Raw genomic sequence first — 17908 nt, 5'->3', positions numbered from 1 at the left:
AAGTCTTAGGTCCTGTTATGACTTATTTAATAAAAGTTCATCTTCTGTTAAAAACGCAAGCAGCGTCCTCACTGCATAAGACTGATAACGCTCCTTCCTCGTAATCACACCTAGCTCCCACATCGGAGGCTCCTGCAATGGCGTAATTTTGATAGCTTTTGGATCCATCTTTGCATAAATTGATTTAGGTAACAGAGTAATTCCAAGCTTGGCACTTACTAGTTCCGCTATTAAATCCCATTGTGAACTCTCGTAAGCAATATTCGGTTGAAAGCCTGCCTTCTTACAATGTTCAATAATGAGTTCATGTAAGGCAAATTCCCGGTTAAATAGAATAAAATTTTCCTCTGCTAGCTGTTGGATAGTAACAGCTTCTTTATTTGCTAAAGGGTGATGGATATGGGTATAGAGCATAAATTCTTCTTTTATAAAGGGGAGAATATCGAATTTATTGTTTTCTATCGGCAAAACAATGATGCCAACATCGACTTGTCCCTCTTCAACTAAATGTTCAATCCGTTTTGCTCCCAACTCGACTAACTCTAGTGTTACGTCTGGATAAGCTTTCCCAAAGTTTTGTGCAATGGCAGGGAAAAAGAGGGTTCCTATTAATGGGGGAATGCCTATTTTTATTTTTCCAGTCGGTAAATTCATTAAATCGTCTAATAACGTCGTAAGTTCTTTCGTAGCGTCTAATATTTTACCACCTTGATTGTAGACAATCTCACCGGCATCTGTTAATTTTAATTTTCTTGTAGAGCGCTCAAATAGCTCGACTTTGAGTTCTGATTCTAATTTTTTTAATGATTTACTTAATGTAGGCTGTGAGATATAGGTATTGGCTGCCGCTTTCGTAAAGCTTCCATAATTAACGACTTCTATAAAGTACCTTAAATCTTTTAATTCCAAGGCGATCCCTCGTTTATTCGAAATTGAAATAAAATTTATTCCTTTTATTTATTTTACTCATAAAATAGATTGGTGTAAACTTTAGTTAAGGGAAATTGGAAAATTCAAATAATGTTTCGGTGAAGGAGGAACGAGAAAAAGCATATAAATAAGGTAATTGTTGTAAGCGTTATCAAAATCTCGTTCTTAAATGAAAAATGGCTTTGTTTCGGCGTGGGCTAGACGTCACCATTAATTAATGAAAGAAACCATAGGAAGAGGGGAAAAGAATGAAAAAATTATATACCAGTTTTGAAGAAGCAGTGGTGGAAATTAAAGACGGCATGACAATAATGGTTGGGGGATTTGGACTTGTTGGAATACCAGAAAACCTCATCAAGGCTGTTCGTGAAAAAAATGTGAAAGACTTAACGGTGATTTCAAATAACTGTGGGGTAGATGATTGGGGTCTTGGCCTGCTTTTAAGTAATAAGCAAATTAAAAAAATGATTGCCTCTTATGTTGGTGAAAATAAGGAATTTGAAAGACAAGTGCTTAGTGGCGAATTAGAAGTGCAACTTGTCCCTCAAGGATCTCTAGCTGAAAAAATTCGTGCTGGCGGAGCAGGCATTCCGGCCTTTTATACCCCGGCTGGTGTGGGAACACCGATTGCAGAAGGAAGAGAAACTAGAGTATTTAATGGAAAAGAATATTTATTAGAAGAAGCCTTTAAAGCGGATGTGAGTTTAGTTCGAGCGTGGAAAGCAGATAAGCTTGGGAACTTAGTGTATCGAAAAACAGCACAAAACTTTAACCCAATGATGGCGGCCGCTGGAAAAGTAACGATTGCCGAGGTAGAAGAGATTGTCGAAGTAGGTGAATTAGATCCAGACGAAATTCATACTCCAAGTATTTACGTTCAAGGTCTGATTGTCGGAAAACAAGAAAAACGAATTGAGCGTTTAACGGTGCAAGCCTAAATATTTAATGAAATTGGAGGAGAAACGATGAGTAAAAATGTTAGAATTCAAATCGCAAAAAGAGCAGAAAAAGAGATACAGGACGGCTTTTACGTTAATTTAGGAATTGGGATGCCGACGATGGTTGCTAATTACATTTCTGAGAACAAAAACATCTTTTTGCAATCAGAAAATGGTTTATTAGGAATTGGACCTTACCCAACCGAGGGTGAGGTTGATCCAGATTTAATTAATGCAGGGAAAGAAACGGTAACTGCGATTCCAGGAGCAAGTTATTTTAGCAATGCTGAGTCATTTGCGATGATTCGTGGAGGCCATATTGATTTAGCGATTTTAGGTGGAATGGAAGTGGCAGAAAACGGCGACTTGGCAAACTGGATGATCCCTGGAAAGATGATTAAAGGGATGGGTGGTGCCATGGATTTAGTTCACGGTGCTAAAAAAGTAGTCGTTATAATGGAACACGTAAATAAAGCGGGCCAACCGAAGATATTGAAAAAATGCTCTTTGCCATTGACGGGTCAAAGTGTTGTGAATCGAATTATTACAGACCGTGCTGTGATTGATGTGACTGGTAACGGTTTAGAGTTAATTGAAGTCGTAGAAGGATATACAATTGAGGATATTCAAAATTCTACCGAACCGCAATTAATCATTTCGGATAAAGTATTATCTAAGCAAAACTAGATAGATTTGGTGGGTGCAGCAATGTGATTTCATTTGCTGCCCTTTTCTTTTTGGGTAAATACACATTTTTTGTGTACAAGTTGATGCCTAGCGGGTATTGAATATGATGGTGTATGCCTAAAAAGAAAAGGAGTGCTATGGATGCATTTTAATCATCAACAAATGTGGTCTAACCATGCAACTGGTCAGACGGCACATTTCTATCCACAACAACAAGGAACCATTGATTCAAGGTTTTTTGGTCCTATGTTCCCACCAACTGGAGGAGGACCGAGCTTCCCACCGCCAGGACCGCCTCCAGGCCCAGGCCCAGGTCCAGAAGCGGGTCCGCCAACTAGTCCTCCACCATCCTTTGTTCCAGCTCAAACGCAACAAGTAGAAGCATTTGCCATTGACCCAGGTAGCATTAGAAGATGCCTATTTAGATTTACGTATGTATGGTTAAGAAATCGTCAGCAGTTTTGGTTCTATCCAACCTTTGTAGGAAGAAGATCCGTATCTGGTTTTAGATGGAATGGATTTAGGTGGGTATACTTTGGAATTAGCTTAAGAGAAATCAGCTCATTTACATGTTCTTAATAACGGTATACGATTCATGTGATTTTGTATAATTAGAATTATGAGGACACTAAAAAAGGGGGACCTTACCTTTTTTAGTGTCTTTTCGTAGGGATAAAAAATGACGATTGCCTTTTTGGTAGCAATATTTATCAAAGCCCATAGGATAGGGTAAAAGCATAAGTAAAAAGGGGTATTTTATGTACAATTATAGGTCTAATATGAATCAGCAAGAGGTCATTACTAGTGCTAGGGGAGATGTAACTGGAGATGGTGTTATGGATACAGTGTACTTAACTGGGAATAAGACACCAGAAAGTCCATTTGTGCAAAATATAACATTGGTTGTCCAAGATGGAAGCTCAGGGAGGATGACTACAGTTCCTTTACCTGAGAATACAGGGTATGATCCTTCTTTATTTTTAGGAGAGTTCACAGGGGATGGTATAGATGACATTTTCATCAGTATTGCAACGGGTGGCAGCGGTGGGATTATGTATCATTTTCTTTATTCTTTTGTAAATAACCAGGCTCAATTGCTTTTTGATTCCAATGTATATAATGAGATATTCAAATATGTGGTTACTTACCAAGATTTTTATAAAGTTAATGTATTCAGTGAAACTACGAATGAAACGTACTTGATCGATCTGTCTTTAAGGGATCCGAATTATTTAAATGAAATATATGATCACAAAGGCAAGTTGAAAAGTCCAATTAACGGTTTTGTGAACCCTTTAAGTGGATTATACCCTGTTGACATGGATTTAAATGGAGTCTATGAGTTATTAGCTTATCAAAAAATAGCGGGAAGATATAATGCAGATTCGTTAGGGTATGTTATGAACACTCTAAGATGGCAAGTCGATCGCATTGTCTTGCAAGATCAATACGTCGCGATTTTTGGAGCGGGAAAATAACCTAGCTCTTTGAAGAAAATCAATCAGCATTTATCACAAAACTTTAAAAAAACTAAACGAACACCCAAGAATTTGTTGAAGGTGAGGCATATTCTTTTAGTGTAATGACTAAAAAATTAGTGAGGAAGATGAACGTGATCCCAAATAATTATACTAGGAACACCCATGCTTTTTATGGTAGAAATGAAAGGTTTCTCCCATTCGGACTACCATTCTTAACGGGAGTGGCAGCTGGAGCATTATTAGCTCCCCGACCATGGTATGGATACCCATATCCGCCATACCCGGTCTATCCACCATATCGCCCGTATCCTTACCCTTATCCGTACTATTGTTGTTAGTTGGAATTTTATCGTTGGAAAACGGAAAGAGACACCCCATTTAGAAATATAAAAAGGCAAAAATCCTTTTAAATATTTCTCAAAAAGGGGTGTCTCTTATTACATATTTGCTTTTAGTTTTTCACCAGTAGTAAAGTCGACTTCAAGCTCCAATTTTCTAATGTCGTCTCTTTGGATATTAAGAGAAGTTAATACTTGTTCAAGAGCTTCTTCTGGTGTTGTATTTGGATGTAGTGTGAGTTGCTGAATGAGGTTTTCCATCTCTGCTAATGCCTCATCCCCTTTTATCTCTTCTTTTCCATCAGCTGTTTTTCGTTCTACTTCAGCAGCGGTAGAACCATTTCTGTTCTTATAATCCATGTCAAGCTCATCATTATTAACATAGTCGATTTCTAGTTCAAATTCTTCAATCTTTTCAATGTCCTCTATTGCATCTGTTTCTTGATCGATAGGAGCTTGAGGATTATCACCTACTGGTTCTTCGACGGTTCCTTCATTCGTACCACAACCTACTAATAGTGAAGTGATAATGATAGTAAGTGATAGGACTGGTAAGACTGTTTTCATCAATTTGCACCTCAATTTTTGAATGAAAATACGATACATAGCTAATAGTGTCCTTATTTTCACTATTTTATCCATTTTTCGTTCTTTCCTTACGGCGTGTTTCCCTCCCATTGCTAGAGGAAGGATTAAAAGAAAAATGTGATTTTCAGAAATTTAAATTTTAATCAATATTTTCCCTGTATGTTTTCTACTTTCCATCAGTTGATGGGCCATTGCAACATGTTTCAAATCAAACATTGCTGCGATTGGAATTGAAAGCTTGTTTTCTGCGAATAAGCTTAATACTTTTGCTGCAGCGGGTGCCAATCGTTTTGGGTCATGTGTTCTAGTTGTTCCTAGACTAAAGCCTTTAATATTTCGGCAACTACTGTGTAGGTCACTAGTTTTAAACGTTCCAACAGACCCACTACTATTTCCAAACTGGACGAGTGTCCCATATAATGCCAGACACTCTAAGCTTTTTTCACTTACTGTACCTGCTACAGAATCAAATATAATATTTGCTCCATGATTATTAGTTTCACGAAGAACTTTTTCAGAAAAGCCTTCGTAGGAGTACACGAAATCTGCTCCAAGGTCTTCGACAAACTGTTTTTTATTTAAGCTCCCGACAGTAGCAAATATAGTAAGAACTCCGGCTAATTTCGCCAACTGTACAAGCATAGAACCGACCCCGCCCGCTGCGCTATGAACGACAATTGTATCTGTTGTTTTCACTTGTGCAATTTCATGTAGCAGCATGTATGAGAGGATGGAAACCGTAGGGATTGCGGCTGCATTCTTTAATGATAGACTATGAGGCACTTTAAAAACTAAAGGTTCACTAGCAATAACATATTCAGAGTTTGATCCGAATTTTGGAAAAGCAATGACTCGGTCGCCTTTTTTGAGGTAAGAATCGCGCGGAGCTTCTTCTACGATGCCAGCGACATCTAGTCCTAAAACCATAGGGAAGCTCCCCTTCTTTTTATGGCCATTACGTGATTTAATATCAGCATAATTGACACTTGTATAAGATGCTTTAATGAGTATTTCATCTTGATGAGTTACTTGTGGTTTAGGAATTTCGGTAAATGTAAAACTTCTGGTCCTCCAAATTCCTCTTGAATAACGGCTTTCATTATATTCCCTCCTTTGTTATAGATTACAATTATAAAATACCATAATTCTAACAGATTAGGTGAATGAGAAGGGATTTGTTCGTTTTGTCTAGAATTATTGTTTGTAAATGAATACTCAATTTGAGGTGTAGTGATGCTCAATAATAAAATGACTGAGCTGTTGAATATAAAATATCCAATTATCCAAGCACCAATGGCAGGAGGAATAACAACGGCAACATTCGTTGCAGAGGCGTCAAATTGCGGAGTACTAGGGATGATAGGGGCAGGTTATTTGAGTCCTAATCAATTGCGAGAACAAATTAGGGAAGTCAAAGAGTTAACATCCAATAGTTTCGGCGTTAATCTTTTTGTCCCAAGTGAATTTGAAACTAGCGATGCCGAAATAAATGGAGCGATCAAGTGCTTACAGCCAATCCGAGAACAATTAGATTTACAAGCTATAGAAAGCTTTGAAATCCCAAAGTTCACGGATGAATTAGAGACGTTTCATGAGCAAATGAAGGTGGTCATCGATGAAAAAGTTCCTGTTTGTTCCTTCACATTCGGTCTTCCATCTAAAGAAGTAATCGATCAATTAAGACAACAGAATATCATTCTAATGGGAACGGCTACTACTGTAAAAGAAGCAGTTGAAAACGAAGAAAATGGAATGGATTTTGTTGTCGTGCAAGGCAGTGAGGCTGGTGGACATAGGGGAACTTTTATGAATACCTCTCAAGAAAGTTTAGTTGGTTTAATGTCGTTGATCCCTCAAGTGGTCGATTGTGTAACCATTCCTGTTGTTGCTGCTGGAGGAATTATGGATGGACGAGGACTAATGGCTTCTATTTGTTTGGGAGCTAGAGGAGTACAAATGGGTACGGCATTTTTGACTTGTATCGAAAGTGGAGCTACTGACATACATAAAGAAGAAATCCTCAATTCAAGTGAAGATCAAGTTGTGTTAACACGTTCTTTTTCTGGAAAATGGGCAAGAGGGGTACAAAATAAGTTTATTTTACAAATGCAGCAACATGAAGCATCTTTACCGAACTTCCCTGTTCAAAACACGCTAACGAAAGACATCAGAACAGCATCCTCGTTACAAAATAATAAAGATTTCCTGTCTCTGTGGTCTGGACAAAGCCCAAGGTTGGCTAAAAAGCAAACAGTTAAATCATTGATAAAAAAAATGATAGATGAAGCAAATACGATTCGTAATCAAAATAAAGTTGGTGAGTAAAGATGAATCCGTTATTAATTGATTTTCCTACAGAGTTTACAAGTGAAAGATTACTTATACGTATGCCAAAACCTGGAGATGGCAAAGTAGTTTTTGATGCGATTCAAGCATCGATAAAAGAACTCCAACCTTGGTTGCCATTTGCACAGAAGGAACCATCTGAACAAGAGACAGAAATTAATATACGAGATGCCTATGTGAAATTTCTACAGCGTGAGGATTTACGATTGCTTATTTTTCTCAAAGATACAGGTGAATTTATAGGTTCATCTGGGTTACACCGAATCAATTGGGACGTTCCTAAGTTTGAAATTGGATATTGGATTGACTCTCGATATAGTGGGAATGGGTATATATCCGAAGCTGTGCAAGAAATTGCTCATTTTGCTTTTCGAGAGTTAAAAGCATGTAGGTTAGAAATACGGTGTGATTCAAAAAACGACAAAAGTCGTAAGGTACCTGAACGATTAGGATTTACTTTGGAAGGGATTTTAAAAAATGATGACATGTCAGCAGATGGAAAAGAGCTAAGAGATACGTGCATCTATGCTAGTGTGAAACTGCAAGTAAGTGATTGAAAAGAGGGCGTTCCTACAACAACAGTGGGGACGCTTATATTTTTTATAAAGGAGTAATCAGCGAGACTGTATAATGTATTTTTGTTACAATGGAATATAATGTATATTTGTTCATTGAAGAAAGGAAAAATTCTACTTGTGATAAGGTTTTTGAAACGATAACTATTGTTCAATCGTATGAATAGTGAAGACGACAATTAGGAGGATGTCCCGTGGCTGAGACTCTCATATTATTTATATTATTTGTTCCAATCTATGGTTTCCTTATTTGGGCATATTTTGACACAGAAGAAGCAATGCTATTTGGAAATAGGTGGAGGTATAATGAGGAGCCAGAGTTTTCTAAAGAAGCCATTGCTCTTACTAAATTTGGATCGGTTGTTGGCTTCTTTTTCCTAACTATTATTCTAGTTAATTCTTCTGTTATTAGACTTATCTTAATCAGCGCTTTATTTATTTATATTATCTATAAAGGAATTACCGTAAATAAAAACATAAGCTAACGTGAGTGAGGTTTATTAGAGTGTAAATCACTAGATCTTTGTTTTTTATAGCTTATTACTAAACGTGAGTGAGGTTATCTGTATGGATATGAATAAAAATAATCTTGTTTATGAAGTCATCAAACGACATAAAAGTAACTATCCTAATCCAATTACTCTTTCAAAAGGGCAACCAATCATCGTAGGTAAAACATATAAAGACAATGAAGAGTGGAAGAACTGGATCTATTGTTTCACTCTTGATTTTTGTTCAGAAGGATGGGTGCCAGAACAATTGATTAATAAGCAAGGAAAGCAAGCGGTTATGCTAGAGGATTATGTTGCAAAAGAACTGAACGTTGAGGTGGGTGAAAAATTACTGAAATTAAAAGAAATCAATGGATGGGCTTGGGTCAGAAAAATCGTAACCTTAGAAGAAGGTTGGGTACCATTAGAAAACATACTAGAAGACAAATGATTTTCTTAACTAGTATACAAGGATACAAAAACAGACACTTGCATACTAGTTTTAGCGTTTTAACAGTAATAATAGTTACAATCGCTCGCCACTAATAGTAGACCTATTTACCCTTTTTGGTAGCTTTCCAAAAACGACAAAAAGCCAGATGAAATTGAGAAGAATAGAAGCGAAAGATAACCCAAATATTCCTAAAATAGTCGGTGTCAAACTAACATGAATAAAGGTCATAACAGATAGGACTAAAATAATGAACGTGTGAATGATTATACCGAGAGCACAAAAAATGGTCATCATTACTTTCATCGCGCTTACACTTAAAAAATAAAGAATGGTGGGTAGGCTATAACACAAAATCACCATTGCGATGGCTAACCACATCCCTAAATCACCAAATTGGTTTGCGTTAGCTCCTAAATTGGCAAGTGGTGAAAGAGACCCTACAACGATTAAAGCACAGAATAGCAAAGCGGATAGCGATGTTAATAAGATAGCGCTAAAGTTATTTTTCGTTTGCACCTTGTTACCTCCATTGTATTTTTTTACCATATACAATATAGCATATATTGATGATGTCGTTACAATTTTAAAGAAGACTAATGCGGTTTTATTGCAACAACAAGTTTGAAAGGAGTAAAGATGAAAGATAACCCTAATCGTGGAATTTTAATTGGTATATTCATATGTTTACTATTACTTGTGTTAGGAAATTGCTCGGATTCTGGTTCATATTATCCAGATTTTCCGCAGCAAATTGAAACGTATTCAAATGAAGGTCGAATTATCCCTTTAGGTGATAACAAGATTGTGATCTATTCTTCTTGGGGAGAGATTACTGTTTTTGAATGGGATGAAGAGAACAAAACCTTTAAGTGGCTTGAGACTTTTGATTCCTTTGAACGTCAACAATAACGGATACGAATATATGAAGCTTGTTTGAACTGGATATAAAGCAAGAAAGGAAGGGATGTAATTGAAAAAAGTAATGATTTGGTCACTGTCTCTATCTGTCATCATTCATTTACTTTATTTTCTAGGTGTAATGGCTTTTGGATATTATCAAACGGTAACATATATGCCTGATATACTCGCGAGTTATGAAAATACGAATTATTTACAAAATGAAGTTGCTTTTGGGGTCGTAGGAAATCCGCTGATCTATTTTGTGACTTTCTTCTTTTTAACAATCGTTTGCTTCGCGATCTTGTTTGGTTTAAAAAAACGTTCTAGTTATGGATCTGTATGATTGCTTCAAAATTTATACAGGCGAAAGGAATTGATAGCGATCATGTTCGTAAGAGAAATGGAGGATCAAATTGAAAAAGCATACTAAAAAGGGGAGAAACTTAGTATATATTGGCATATGGATTAATGCCGTCGGAATGGCACTAGCGCTAGTAGAAGGGATTCCTGAACCTTACCCTGCCTTTTCAATTCCATTGATCATCGTAGGAGTGCTTTTGTTTATTGTTGCAAATTTTTATAGGGAAAAGTAAACAAGAAAAAGCCTGTATCGTCGTATTGTTTTAATGATGATACAGGCTTTAGTGTTTATTTTATATTTTTTCTCCGATAGACGTTCAATGAAGATCTTAAGTGAAGACGTTCGATTTTATTTAAATAGAATATTTAGAGGTGTCTCAAAAAGCATAAAATAGACCTTTTGAGGCACCTCTTATAGTTAGCAAAAGGTTAATAGGAAGGAAACATAATATTTAATTTATGTTAATTGTTGTTCAGCAAACTCACGATAGAGCTCATGAGATTGGACTAGCTCTTGGTGTGTACCCGTCCCAGTGATTTGCCCTTTTTCAATAAAGATAATCTGATCGGCATTGACGATTGTAGATAAACGATGTGCGATGACAAATGTGGTTCGGCCTTCCATGAGTCTTGTTAAAGCTTGTTGGACAATTCCTTCTGATTGGCTATCCAAACTGGCGGTTGCTTCATCCATCATTAAGATTTTTGGATTTCTTAGGAACGCACGTGCAATAGCGATACGTTGCCTTTGTCCACCAGAAAGCTTGATTCCACGTTCACCAACCTCAGTATCAAGGCCTTTTGGGAACTCCTTGATAAAATGGTCTGCATAGGCCATTTTCGCCACTTCCCACAATCGTTCATCATCAATGTCTTTGCGGTCTTCTAAGCCATAGCATAAATTATCTCGGATCGTTCCTACCATCATCGGACTATCTTGAGATACATAGCCAATTTGTTTTCTCCATGAGTGCATAGATAGCTCTCTTATCGAGGTATGTCCGATCAAGATGTCACCTTTCGTTGGTTCGTAAAAGCGTTCAAGCAAACCAAACATCGTTGTTTTTCCACCACCACTCGGTCCTGCAAATGCAACCATGGTTCCTGGAAGGACGTTAAAGGATACATCTTTGATAACGGGCTCCTCGTCATTGTAGGAAAAGGAGACATTATCGACAAAAATCTCTTGATTGGATATATCTAGCTCTTTTCCTTCTTGTCCTTCTTCTACATCGATATCGAGAATTTCAATGATTCTTTCCGTGGCCCCTTGAGCCTTTTGCAGCTGAGTGAAAAACATGGCAAAGGAAGTAATCGGGAATACAATTTGGAAAAGATAAAGTAAGAAAGCTACGAGAGATCCCGTCGTCATGGTTCCTTCAGTTACTCGAATACCACCGTATCCAATTATGATAACAATGACAACCATAACGACTAAATACATTAGTGGTGCAATAAGAGCAAAGATCCGTCCTTCTTTTAAACCGTAGGAAAATAGCTTGTTAATACCCGCTAATCCTTTATTTTCTTCTGTTTTTTCAGCATTGGATGCTTTCATTAAGCGAATTTCACTTAAGGTTTGCTGAACACTTCCTGTGAAATTTGCTGTTTCATCTTGGAGATTGCGTGATATTTTTGACATTCTGTTCCCAAGTGGAACCATAAAAAGCACCGTAATGGGAACGGCAATAAACATTAATAAAGTCATTTTCCAATCCATGATAAATAAGATAATTACAGCACCAATAATCGTAATAATTCCACCAATAAATTGAGGGAAATGTTGGGAGATTAAGTCTTTGACAATTCCAGTATCATTGACTACACGACTAACGGTTTCTCCACTTTTGCTTTTATCAAAGTAATGAACGGGAAGTCGAATAAGTTTGAACCACATTTTCTCTCGTAAGGCTGCGACAATTTTTTGTCCTACATACGCAAGGGCATACAAGGAAAACCCCTCAATCGCCGCTTGTAAAATGAAGACGATAATGATGATTGCAATCAGAGTCATGTTAAGAGATTCAATCGAGAAACCATCGACTAATTCTCTCGTTAAAAGGGGAATGGTAAGTCCAACGATGGTTGTGATTAAACTACCAACTAGTCCAAAGGTGAGTGCAAGTTTTGGTATTTTCGTTGAAAGTATAAGGGATAAGAATGGCTTAAGCATTTGTTTATTTCCTTTTTCCATAAGTAGGGACTCCTTTAAATGAAGTAGTATCGCTTCTGATTCATACGAACCAGAAGCAGGGAAGTTGCAAATTTATGAAGATCTTTTTAGGAATCTACCGGTATGTGATTTATCTATCAGGGCAATTTGTTCTGGTGTACCTTGTGCAACAATTTGTCCTCCCATTTCACCTCCGTCTGGGCCGATGTCAATAACCCAATCGGAAGATCGGATCACCTCCAATGTATGCTCCACGACAATGACTGTATTTCCTGCATCGACAAGTCGATTTAATAGGAGAAGAAGGTTATCTATATCGGATGGATGTAATCCGGTTGTTGGTTCGTCAAGTAGATAGAGGGTGTGATTCGACTTTTGCTTGTACAATTCTTTAGCGAGCCTCAGACGTTGACCTTCACCTCCAGATAAGGTCGTGACGGATTGACCCCAGCTTAAATATCCTAACCCCACGTCACACAACAGGTCAATAATTGGTCCGATCTTTTTCACATCGCTAAATAAAGTACGACTTTCTTCAATCGTTAAGTCGAGTATCGATGAGATCGTATTTCCTTTAAAGGTGATTTCAAGTATGAATTCCTTAAAGCGTTTACCCATGCATACTGGGCAGGTTACCTCCACATCGGGTAAGAAGTGCATATTTGTCATAACAAATCCAAGACCTTGACAATGCTCACATCTGCCACCTTGTGTGTTAAAGGAAAAGTCTTTTGGCTTAAGATCGTTTGCTTTCGCTTCTGGTAGACTAGCAAATAAGTTTCGAATCAAAGTGAAAGCGTCTGTATAGGTTGCGATATTTGATCGTTGCATTCGTGTTAAAGGTGATTGATCGACAGTAATGACGTTTTCAATCGATTCAAACCCAGTGATATGATCACAACCATCCCTAACACCTTTTATTCCAGAAGAAAGAACATCAAAAACTAAAGAGGACTTTCCTGAACCGGATACGCCTGTGACAGAAATGAACATCCCTAGAGGGAAGGAGACCGTTATATTTTTTAGGTTGTGTTTCGTTGCGTTATAAACGGTTAAAGATTTTCCATTACCAGGTCTTCGGACAGAATGAATGGATGGAGCTCTTTGCAAAAATCTTCCTGTAATGGACGTCTCTTGTTGCATGATTTGTTCCGCGGTTCCTTGCCCAACAACCGTTCCACCGTATTTGCCGGCACCTGGGCCAATGTCGATGATATGATCTGCACCTCGCATCATGTCTTCATCATGTTCTATGACTAGGACGGTATTTCCTAAATCCCTAAGTTCTTTCATGACTTGAAGCAATCCATGAGTGTCTTTAGGATGTAAGCCGGATGTAGGTTCATCTAAAATATAGAGGACACCTGTTAAGCCTGACCCTAAAATGGTAGCCAGTCTAAGTCGTTGCGCTTCGCCACCTGAAAGTGTAATCGTTTGTCGATCTAATGACAAATATCCTAAACCAACATGGACAATCCTTCTTATTTTCGTTTTTAAATCGTATAAAAGAGTTTCTACGACTTGAAGGTTTTCGGTAGAATTATTTCGTTCAAGCTTCTGAATCCAGATAAGCATATCATCAAGGGACCATTTAGTGAGACTTGTAATAGAGGTACCCGCTACTAACACTTGACGACTTCTTTCATTTAACCGTTCACCAGAACAATCGGGACAACATTTAGTGAAAAATAGACTCGCTTCCCCTGATTGACCACCTTTTTCTTTGTACCTTCTCCAAATTCCAGTAACGACTCCTTCAAATTTCCCTTGGCTAACGGTTTTGGGAGCTTTTATATTTGGAAAGCTTGATTTGAATTCTTCACTTTCAACTCCGTAATACAACAGAGTTCGTTGAATGGTTGTAAATTCTTTAAGAGGCAAATGTAGATCGAGAGAAATGTCGTAATACTTAGCGGCAGCTTTTAAAATAGAAAGCTGATAATCAATGAATTGTCCTTTCCAAATGCTTACACAATTTTCGTTTAAACTTAGTTCTTCATTAAAGACGGATTCAAGATGAAGCTCTGATACATTGCCAAGACCATCACATGTTGGACAAGCACCTTCAGGTTTGTTAAAGGAAAAATGACTGCGTGTTATTTTTTCCATACGATGATGACAATTTGGGCAGTCTATGAATTGTTTAAATCCAGTTTCATCATTGTATTCTTCTTTATCAACATGTGGTTGAATGAATTCGTTGCACTTGGGGCAAGGATATTCTCCTAACTTCTCATAAATAACGCGCAAGTACGTGTACATGTCAGTTGTCGTTCCAACAGTAGAACGAGGATTGCGATTTGTAATGTGCTGACTGATACTAATGGATGGAGATAATCCAATAATGGATTCTACTTTTGGTTTGCTGATGGCGTCTGTTGTCATCCCCATCGACTCCATATATTGTCGCTGACATTCTTTTTGCAATGTATCTAAAGCTAACGTTGATTTTCCAGAACCTGAAGGGCCGGTTAATACAACAAGCTTATTTTTCGGTATTTTCAGCGAGAGGTTTTTTAAGTTGTGCTCCCTGGCACCGTTAATTTCAATAAAATGATTCAAGAAAATCCCTCCTAAAATTATTCTTACTACTAAATTCTATAACATTAATGCAAATGATAATGTTTTATTTAATTTTGATTGATATAATAGATAAATTCCGTCATATAACTTTAAGGTTTTACAATATAATTAGGGGTGTTGTCGTGATTAAACCAATCGATATTGCTAATGAATTAGGTGTCAGTACAAGTGCTCTACGTCATTATGAGGCGTGGGGATTGGTTCCGAAAGTGGAGCGAAAAGAAAATGGTTACCGAATATATACGAATGAGCATGTAGCCTATTTTAAATGTATTCGTGCCATGAATTCAGGATTTGGAATGAGTCTCGTACGAGAGATCATGCCATTTATTCAGAGCAAACAAATAACAGAGGCATTATGGAAAGTTAGTGAAGTACAAGCCAAGTTATTTAAGGATAAAAAGAAGGCTGAACAAGCCCTGAAAGTACTTGAACAGGAAAGTGTGGAGGTGCTAAATCAGTTGACTCGCAAAAAACAATTCTATTCAATTGGTGAAGCAGCAGAGGCAACGGGAGTACCTAATTCAACTTTAAGACATTGGGAGAAAGAAGGTTTAATTGAGCCAAAGCGAGACGCAGAGAATGGATATCGTCTCTATACAAAAAATGATTTAAGAAAACTTCTAGTGATCCAAACGCTTCAAACGGCCGTCTATTCACTTGATATCGTGCGAGAGGTACTGAATGAAATGGATACGCATGATCTACAAGCAGCCATAAAAATAACAAGGGAATCTCTCATGCACTTAGACTATTTAGTCAAGGAGCAGTTACGCGGGATGAGTGCTTTATTTCATTTATGTGAAGTAGTGGAAGGGAATAAGTGATTTACATATGACGTTACTGACTTGTTGTAGTCGTGTGAAGAACCCAACATGAAAGGAAGAGGTATTAAAAGGTCTTCAGAAGAGCAATGAAGAACCCAACTTGAAAGGGAGAGGTGTTAAAAGGTCTTCAGAAGAGCAATGAAGAACCCAACTTGAAAGGGAGAGGTGTTAAAAGGTCTTCAGAAGAGCAATGAAGAACCCAACTTGAAGGGGAGAAGATGAAAAAGGTCTTCAAAGGCAATCTACATAAGGCTCAAGCAGATTTGGTGAAGAAATAAATTAACCCTTGGAAATGTCAGGATCTTTTGTGAATGGAAACTAGTATTAAATAAAGACGTCTCTTCCTCTATGGCTTAAATCCAATCCAATCCAATCAAATCCAATTCAGGTGAAGGAAGAAGTAAACCCTGTGAGTGCTTTTGAATAGAGTAAAGGGAATAGAGGTGAGGGAAGTGGAGGATGTATTTCCGGCAACAGCGCGAGTATTTCATGGAACCAATTTATTTGCGGCAAAAATCATTCTCAAACATGGCATTTGGTTAGATATTCAAAGGAGATTAACGGACTTTGGACCAGGATTTTACGTGACATGTAATCGTGAGCAAGCAAAAAATTGGGCATTAGTTAGAGCGGAACACCCCCAGGTCTATCGAGGATTAATTGATCGATTGAACATGAATATTTCCAATTATTTCAACCACCCCGATACAAAAAAAGCTGCTTACTTGTTCTATGATATTGATATAAATAAATTAAAAGACTTAAATGGAAAATATTTTCCTTTGCCACAACACTCAAAATGGCCATTATCTCATAAGAAGTGGAGAAAGTTTGTAAACGATTGTCGTAGTGGAAAAGCACATAAATATGATTTTGTATATGGACCAGTGGGGAAAAAGCATAAAACGAATTCACACCAAATCCTCTTATCAAGAGCGAAAGATCAATTATCATTGAACAGCGAAAAGGCAATTCACTGCTTATCGAATCCGAGAATCATTCCGGTGAATGTGGCAAGGGGAAGAGTGCATAGCTTTTGGCAACCATATGTGATTAGTGAGCAAGTCATGCAAAGGAAACTTAAAAAGAATATCACAATGGAATTGCTGAAATTAGGGGACATGTCCAAAAAAGAAGCTCAGAATCAAGTGGAAAAGTCGTGGATCTTTTCTAAGGCACAATTTAATCAATTGTTACTTAATGAACCACCTACATTTTGGGCGTATTCGATATTAAAAGGTAACGACACATTGTGGTATCAAGAATATGAATCACATGTGTATGGGAAACAAAGCGGCAGAGGGTCTTGAGCAGAAATTTGTCCTTTATCAGGACCCTCTTCTATATTGGATTCTTATAGACGGTGAATCGTTTCTGTTCTTTCGGCCCTTTGCTAGGAATAATGCGTATTTCTTTTCATCCAGAAAATCGTTGGAGGCAATTAATCGTAATTCTTTAGTCGTATCGTAGATCCTATACTCATCACAATATTCCTTTATTAACTCAAAGGTCCTTGGGACAAGCTTATGGGTCCTTTCTATGATTGAATGTGGAACGTGCCGGCCTGTTAATTTCGCACGCTGGTCGGCTCGTTTTTTTGCTGTTTTCAATGGAACATCAACAATATAAACATAGATCTCATAGTTAGCTGCTTTTAGACTTTTTACGAGTTCCATATATTTATTTGTTCTAGCCATCGTTTCTTCATAAATAAGGTGCTTGCGTTGGTTGATCAGTTCACTTAAAACCTTTTGGCAAATCTTACGAGACTCTTTATGGACAAGTGCTGCTGCATGATTAGGTTTGTGTTTTTTGAGCTTGTGATAATGTGGAAGTTGTTCTTTAATATCGTCAGGGTCTATTGCTATTGTTTGTATATTCTTGCTTTTAATGAGAGCAGGGGTTACCGATTTTCTTAAGGAGGACTTGCCGGAAGCTGTGCCACCTCCTATTAAGATCGCTATGGGCCTTTGTCCTTTTTTGGCTGTTTGAGCTTTTTTTGTATAGCGTTTAATTAAATCTGAATGAAAATTGGTTTTCCAATTACCGTTATTAGAGCGTACATAATCATGTCTCAATGCTTTCTTCCATAAATTCTTCAAATAAATATATGTGCGAATCATACTAACCTCCTCCCTTTACTTTATTCAGCTTTGGATAAAGTGTCAGAGTTAGTAAGCAATAATCTCATCATAGAGGTTTATTAAAGAAACAGTCTATCCTATTGCAATCCCACC

Annotated in this window: 20 protein-coding genes; 13 read left to right on the top strand and 7 right to left on the bottom strand. The window is 37.5% G+C overall.

Going from position 1 to position 17908, the window contains the following annotated elements:
- Positions 1-15: 15 nt before the first annotated feature.
- A complete protein-coding gene (locus LQ50_RS07095) occupies positions 16-909 on the bottom strand; it encodes a LysR family transcriptional regulator (RefSeq protein WP_034627582.1) in 894 nt (297 codons plus the stop codon).
- Positions 910-1178: 269 nt separating this feature from the next.
- On the opposite strand from LQ50_RS07095, the gene LQ50_RS07090 reads away from it, so the two are divergent.
- The 4 genes from LQ50_RS07090 to LQ50_RS07075 all read left to right on the top strand — a co-directional run bounded on the left by LQ50_RS07090 (position 1179) and on the right by LQ50_RS07075 (position 4033).
- Complete coding sequence (locus tag LQ50_RS07090) at positions 1179-1868, top strand: CoA transferase subunit A (RefSeq protein ID WP_034627579.1); 690 nt, start codon at positions 1179-1181, stop codon at positions 1866-1868.
- Positions 1869-1895: 27 nt separating this feature from the next.
- Positions 1896-2555 (top strand): CoA transferase subunit B, encoded by a 660-nt coding sequence (locus LQ50_RS07085; protein WP_034627576.1) that lies wholly within the window; start codon positions 1896-1898, stop codon positions 2553-2555.
- A 141-nt stretch (positions 2556-2696) separates the two neighbouring features.
- Positions 2697-3134, top strand: a complete 438-nt coding sequence (locus tag LQ50_RS07080) for a hypothetical protein (RefSeq protein WP_034627573.1) — start codon at positions 2697-2699, stop codon at positions 3132-3134.
- Positions 3135-3313: 179 nt separating this feature from the next.
- Entirely contained in the window at positions 3314-4033 is a 720-nt protein-coding gene (locus LQ50_RS07075; RefSeq protein ID WP_034627570.1) for a YybI family spore inner coat protein, read from the top strand.
- Positions 4034-4473: 440 nt separating this feature from the next.
- Here the strand turns inward: LQ50_RS07075 and LQ50_RS07065 are convergent, their stop codons facing one another.
- Both LQ50_RS07065 and LQ50_RS07060 read right to left on the bottom strand, forming a co-directional pair.
- Complete coding sequence (locus tag LQ50_RS07065; protein ID WP_034627566.1) at positions 4474-4941, bottom strand: YusW family protein; 468 nt, start codon at positions 4939-4941, stop codon at positions 4474-4476.
- 153 nt (positions 4942-5094) lie between these two features.
- Complete coding sequence (locus LQ50_RS07060) at positions 5095-5931, bottom strand: quinone oxidoreductase family protein (protein WP_308417917.1); 837 nt, start codon at positions 5929-5931, stop codon at positions 5095-5097.
- A gap of 264 nt (positions 5932-6195) precedes the next feature.
- Here LQ50_RS07060 and LQ50_RS07055 point away from each other — a divergent pair, with 264 nt between their 5' ends.
- From LQ50_RS07055 to LQ50_RS07040, 4 genes are all read left to right on the top strand, one after another.
- Entirely contained in the window at positions 6196-7287 is a 1092-nt protein-coding gene (locus tag LQ50_RS07055; protein WP_034627563.1) for an NAD(P)H-dependent flavin oxidoreductase, read from the top strand.
- Positions 7288-7289: 2 nt separating this feature from the next.
- Positions 7290-7865 carry a GNAT family N-acetyltransferase gene (locus tag LQ50_RS07050; protein ID WP_034627560.1) on the top strand — a complete coding sequence of 192 codons (576 nt, stop codon included), beginning with the start codon at positions 7290-7292 and terminating at the stop codon, positions 7863-7865.
- Between the two features lie 212 nt (positions 7866-8077).
- The gene (locus tag LQ50_RS25725) at positions 8078-8368 is read left to right on the top strand and encodes a hypothetical protein (RefSeq protein WP_052144628.1); all 291 of its coding nucleotides are present in this window, start codon (positions 8078-8080) and stop codon (positions 8366-8368) included.
- An 82-nt stretch (positions 8369-8450) separates the two neighbouring features.
- Positions 8451-8825, top strand: a complete 375-nt coding sequence (locus LQ50_RS07040; protein ID WP_052144627.1) for an SH3 domain-containing protein — start codon at positions 8451-8453, stop codon at positions 8823-8825.
- 75 nt (positions 8826-8900) lie between these two features.
- Here the strand turns inward: LQ50_RS07040 and LQ50_RS07035 are convergent, their stop codons facing one another.
- Positions 8901-9344 carry a DUF5391 family protein gene (locus tag LQ50_RS07035; protein WP_034627557.1) on the bottom strand — a complete coding sequence of 148 codons (444 nt, stop codon included), beginning with the start codon at positions 9342-9344 and terminating at the stop codon, positions 8901-8903.
- 120 nt (positions 9345-9464) lie between these two features.
- On the opposite strand from LQ50_RS07035, the gene LQ50_RS07030 reads away from it, so the two are divergent.
- The 3 genes from LQ50_RS07030 (at position 9465) to LQ50_RS07020 (ending at position 10321) form a co-directional block, all read left to right on the top strand.
- On the top strand, positions 9465-9737 hold the full coding sequence (locus LQ50_RS07030) for a hypothetical protein (RefSeq protein ID WP_034627555.1): 273 nt from the start codon (positions 9465-9467) through the stop codon (positions 9735-9737).
- A gap of 61 nt (positions 9738-9798) precedes the next feature.
- Complete coding sequence (locus LQ50_RS07025) at positions 9799-10071, top strand: hypothetical protein (protein WP_052144626.1); 273 nt, start codon at positions 9799-9801, stop codon at positions 10069-10071.
- A 70-nt stretch (positions 10072-10141) separates the two neighbouring features.
- Complete coding sequence (locus LQ50_RS07020; RefSeq protein WP_084138645.1) at positions 10142-10321, top strand: hypothetical protein; 180 nt, start codon at positions 10142-10144, stop codon at positions 10319-10321.
- Positions 10322-10545: 224 nt separating this feature from the next.
- Here the strand turns inward: LQ50_RS07020 and LQ50_RS07015 are convergent, their stop codons facing one another.
- Together LQ50_RS07015 and uvrA are read right to left on the bottom strand one after the other, a co-directional pair.
- The gene (locus LQ50_RS07015; protein ID WP_034627552.1) at positions 10546-12282 is read right to left on the bottom strand and encodes an ABC transporter ATP-binding protein; all 1737 of its coding nucleotides are present in this window, start codon (positions 12280-12282) and stop codon (positions 10546-10548) included.
- Positions 12283-12354: 72 nt separating this feature from the next.
- A complete protein-coding gene (uvrA, locus tag LQ50_RS07010) occupies positions 12355-14823 on the bottom strand; it encodes an excinuclease ABC subunit UvrA (RefSeq protein WP_034627549.1) in 2469 nt (822 codons plus the stop codon).
- 143 nt (positions 14824-14966) lie between these two features.
- Here uvrA and LQ50_RS07005 point away from each other — a divergent pair, with 143 nt between their 5' ends.
- The gene (locus tag LQ50_RS07005; protein ID WP_052144625.1) at positions 14967-15671 is read left to right on the top strand and encodes a MerR family transcriptional regulator; all 705 of its coding nucleotides are present in this window, start codon (positions 14967-14969) and stop codon (positions 15669-15671) included.
- Positions 15672-16123: 452 nt separating this feature from the next.
- Entirely contained in the window at positions 16124-16981 is an 858-nt protein-coding gene (locus tag LQ50_RS07000) for a DUF3990 domain-containing protein (RefSeq protein WP_034627547.1), read from the top strand.
- Between the two features lie 18 nt (positions 16982-16999).
- On the opposite strand, the gene LQ50_RS06995 is transcribed toward LQ50_RS07000, so the two are convergent.
- Positions 17000-17794, bottom strand: a complete 795-nt coding sequence (locus LQ50_RS06995) for a zeta toxin family protein (RefSeq protein WP_034627544.1) — start codon at positions 17792-17794, stop codon at positions 17000-17002.
- Between the last annotated feature and the right edge of the window lie 114 nt (positions 17795-17908).

It is taken from the genome of Halalkalibacter okhensis, from assembly GCF_000787375.1.
In the GTDB taxonomy this organism is placed as follows: Bacteria; Bacillota; Bacilli; order Bacillales; family Bacillaceae_D; genus Halalkalibacter; species Halalkalibacter okhensis.
This window is presented reverse-complemented; position numbering and strand designations above follow the sequence as displayed.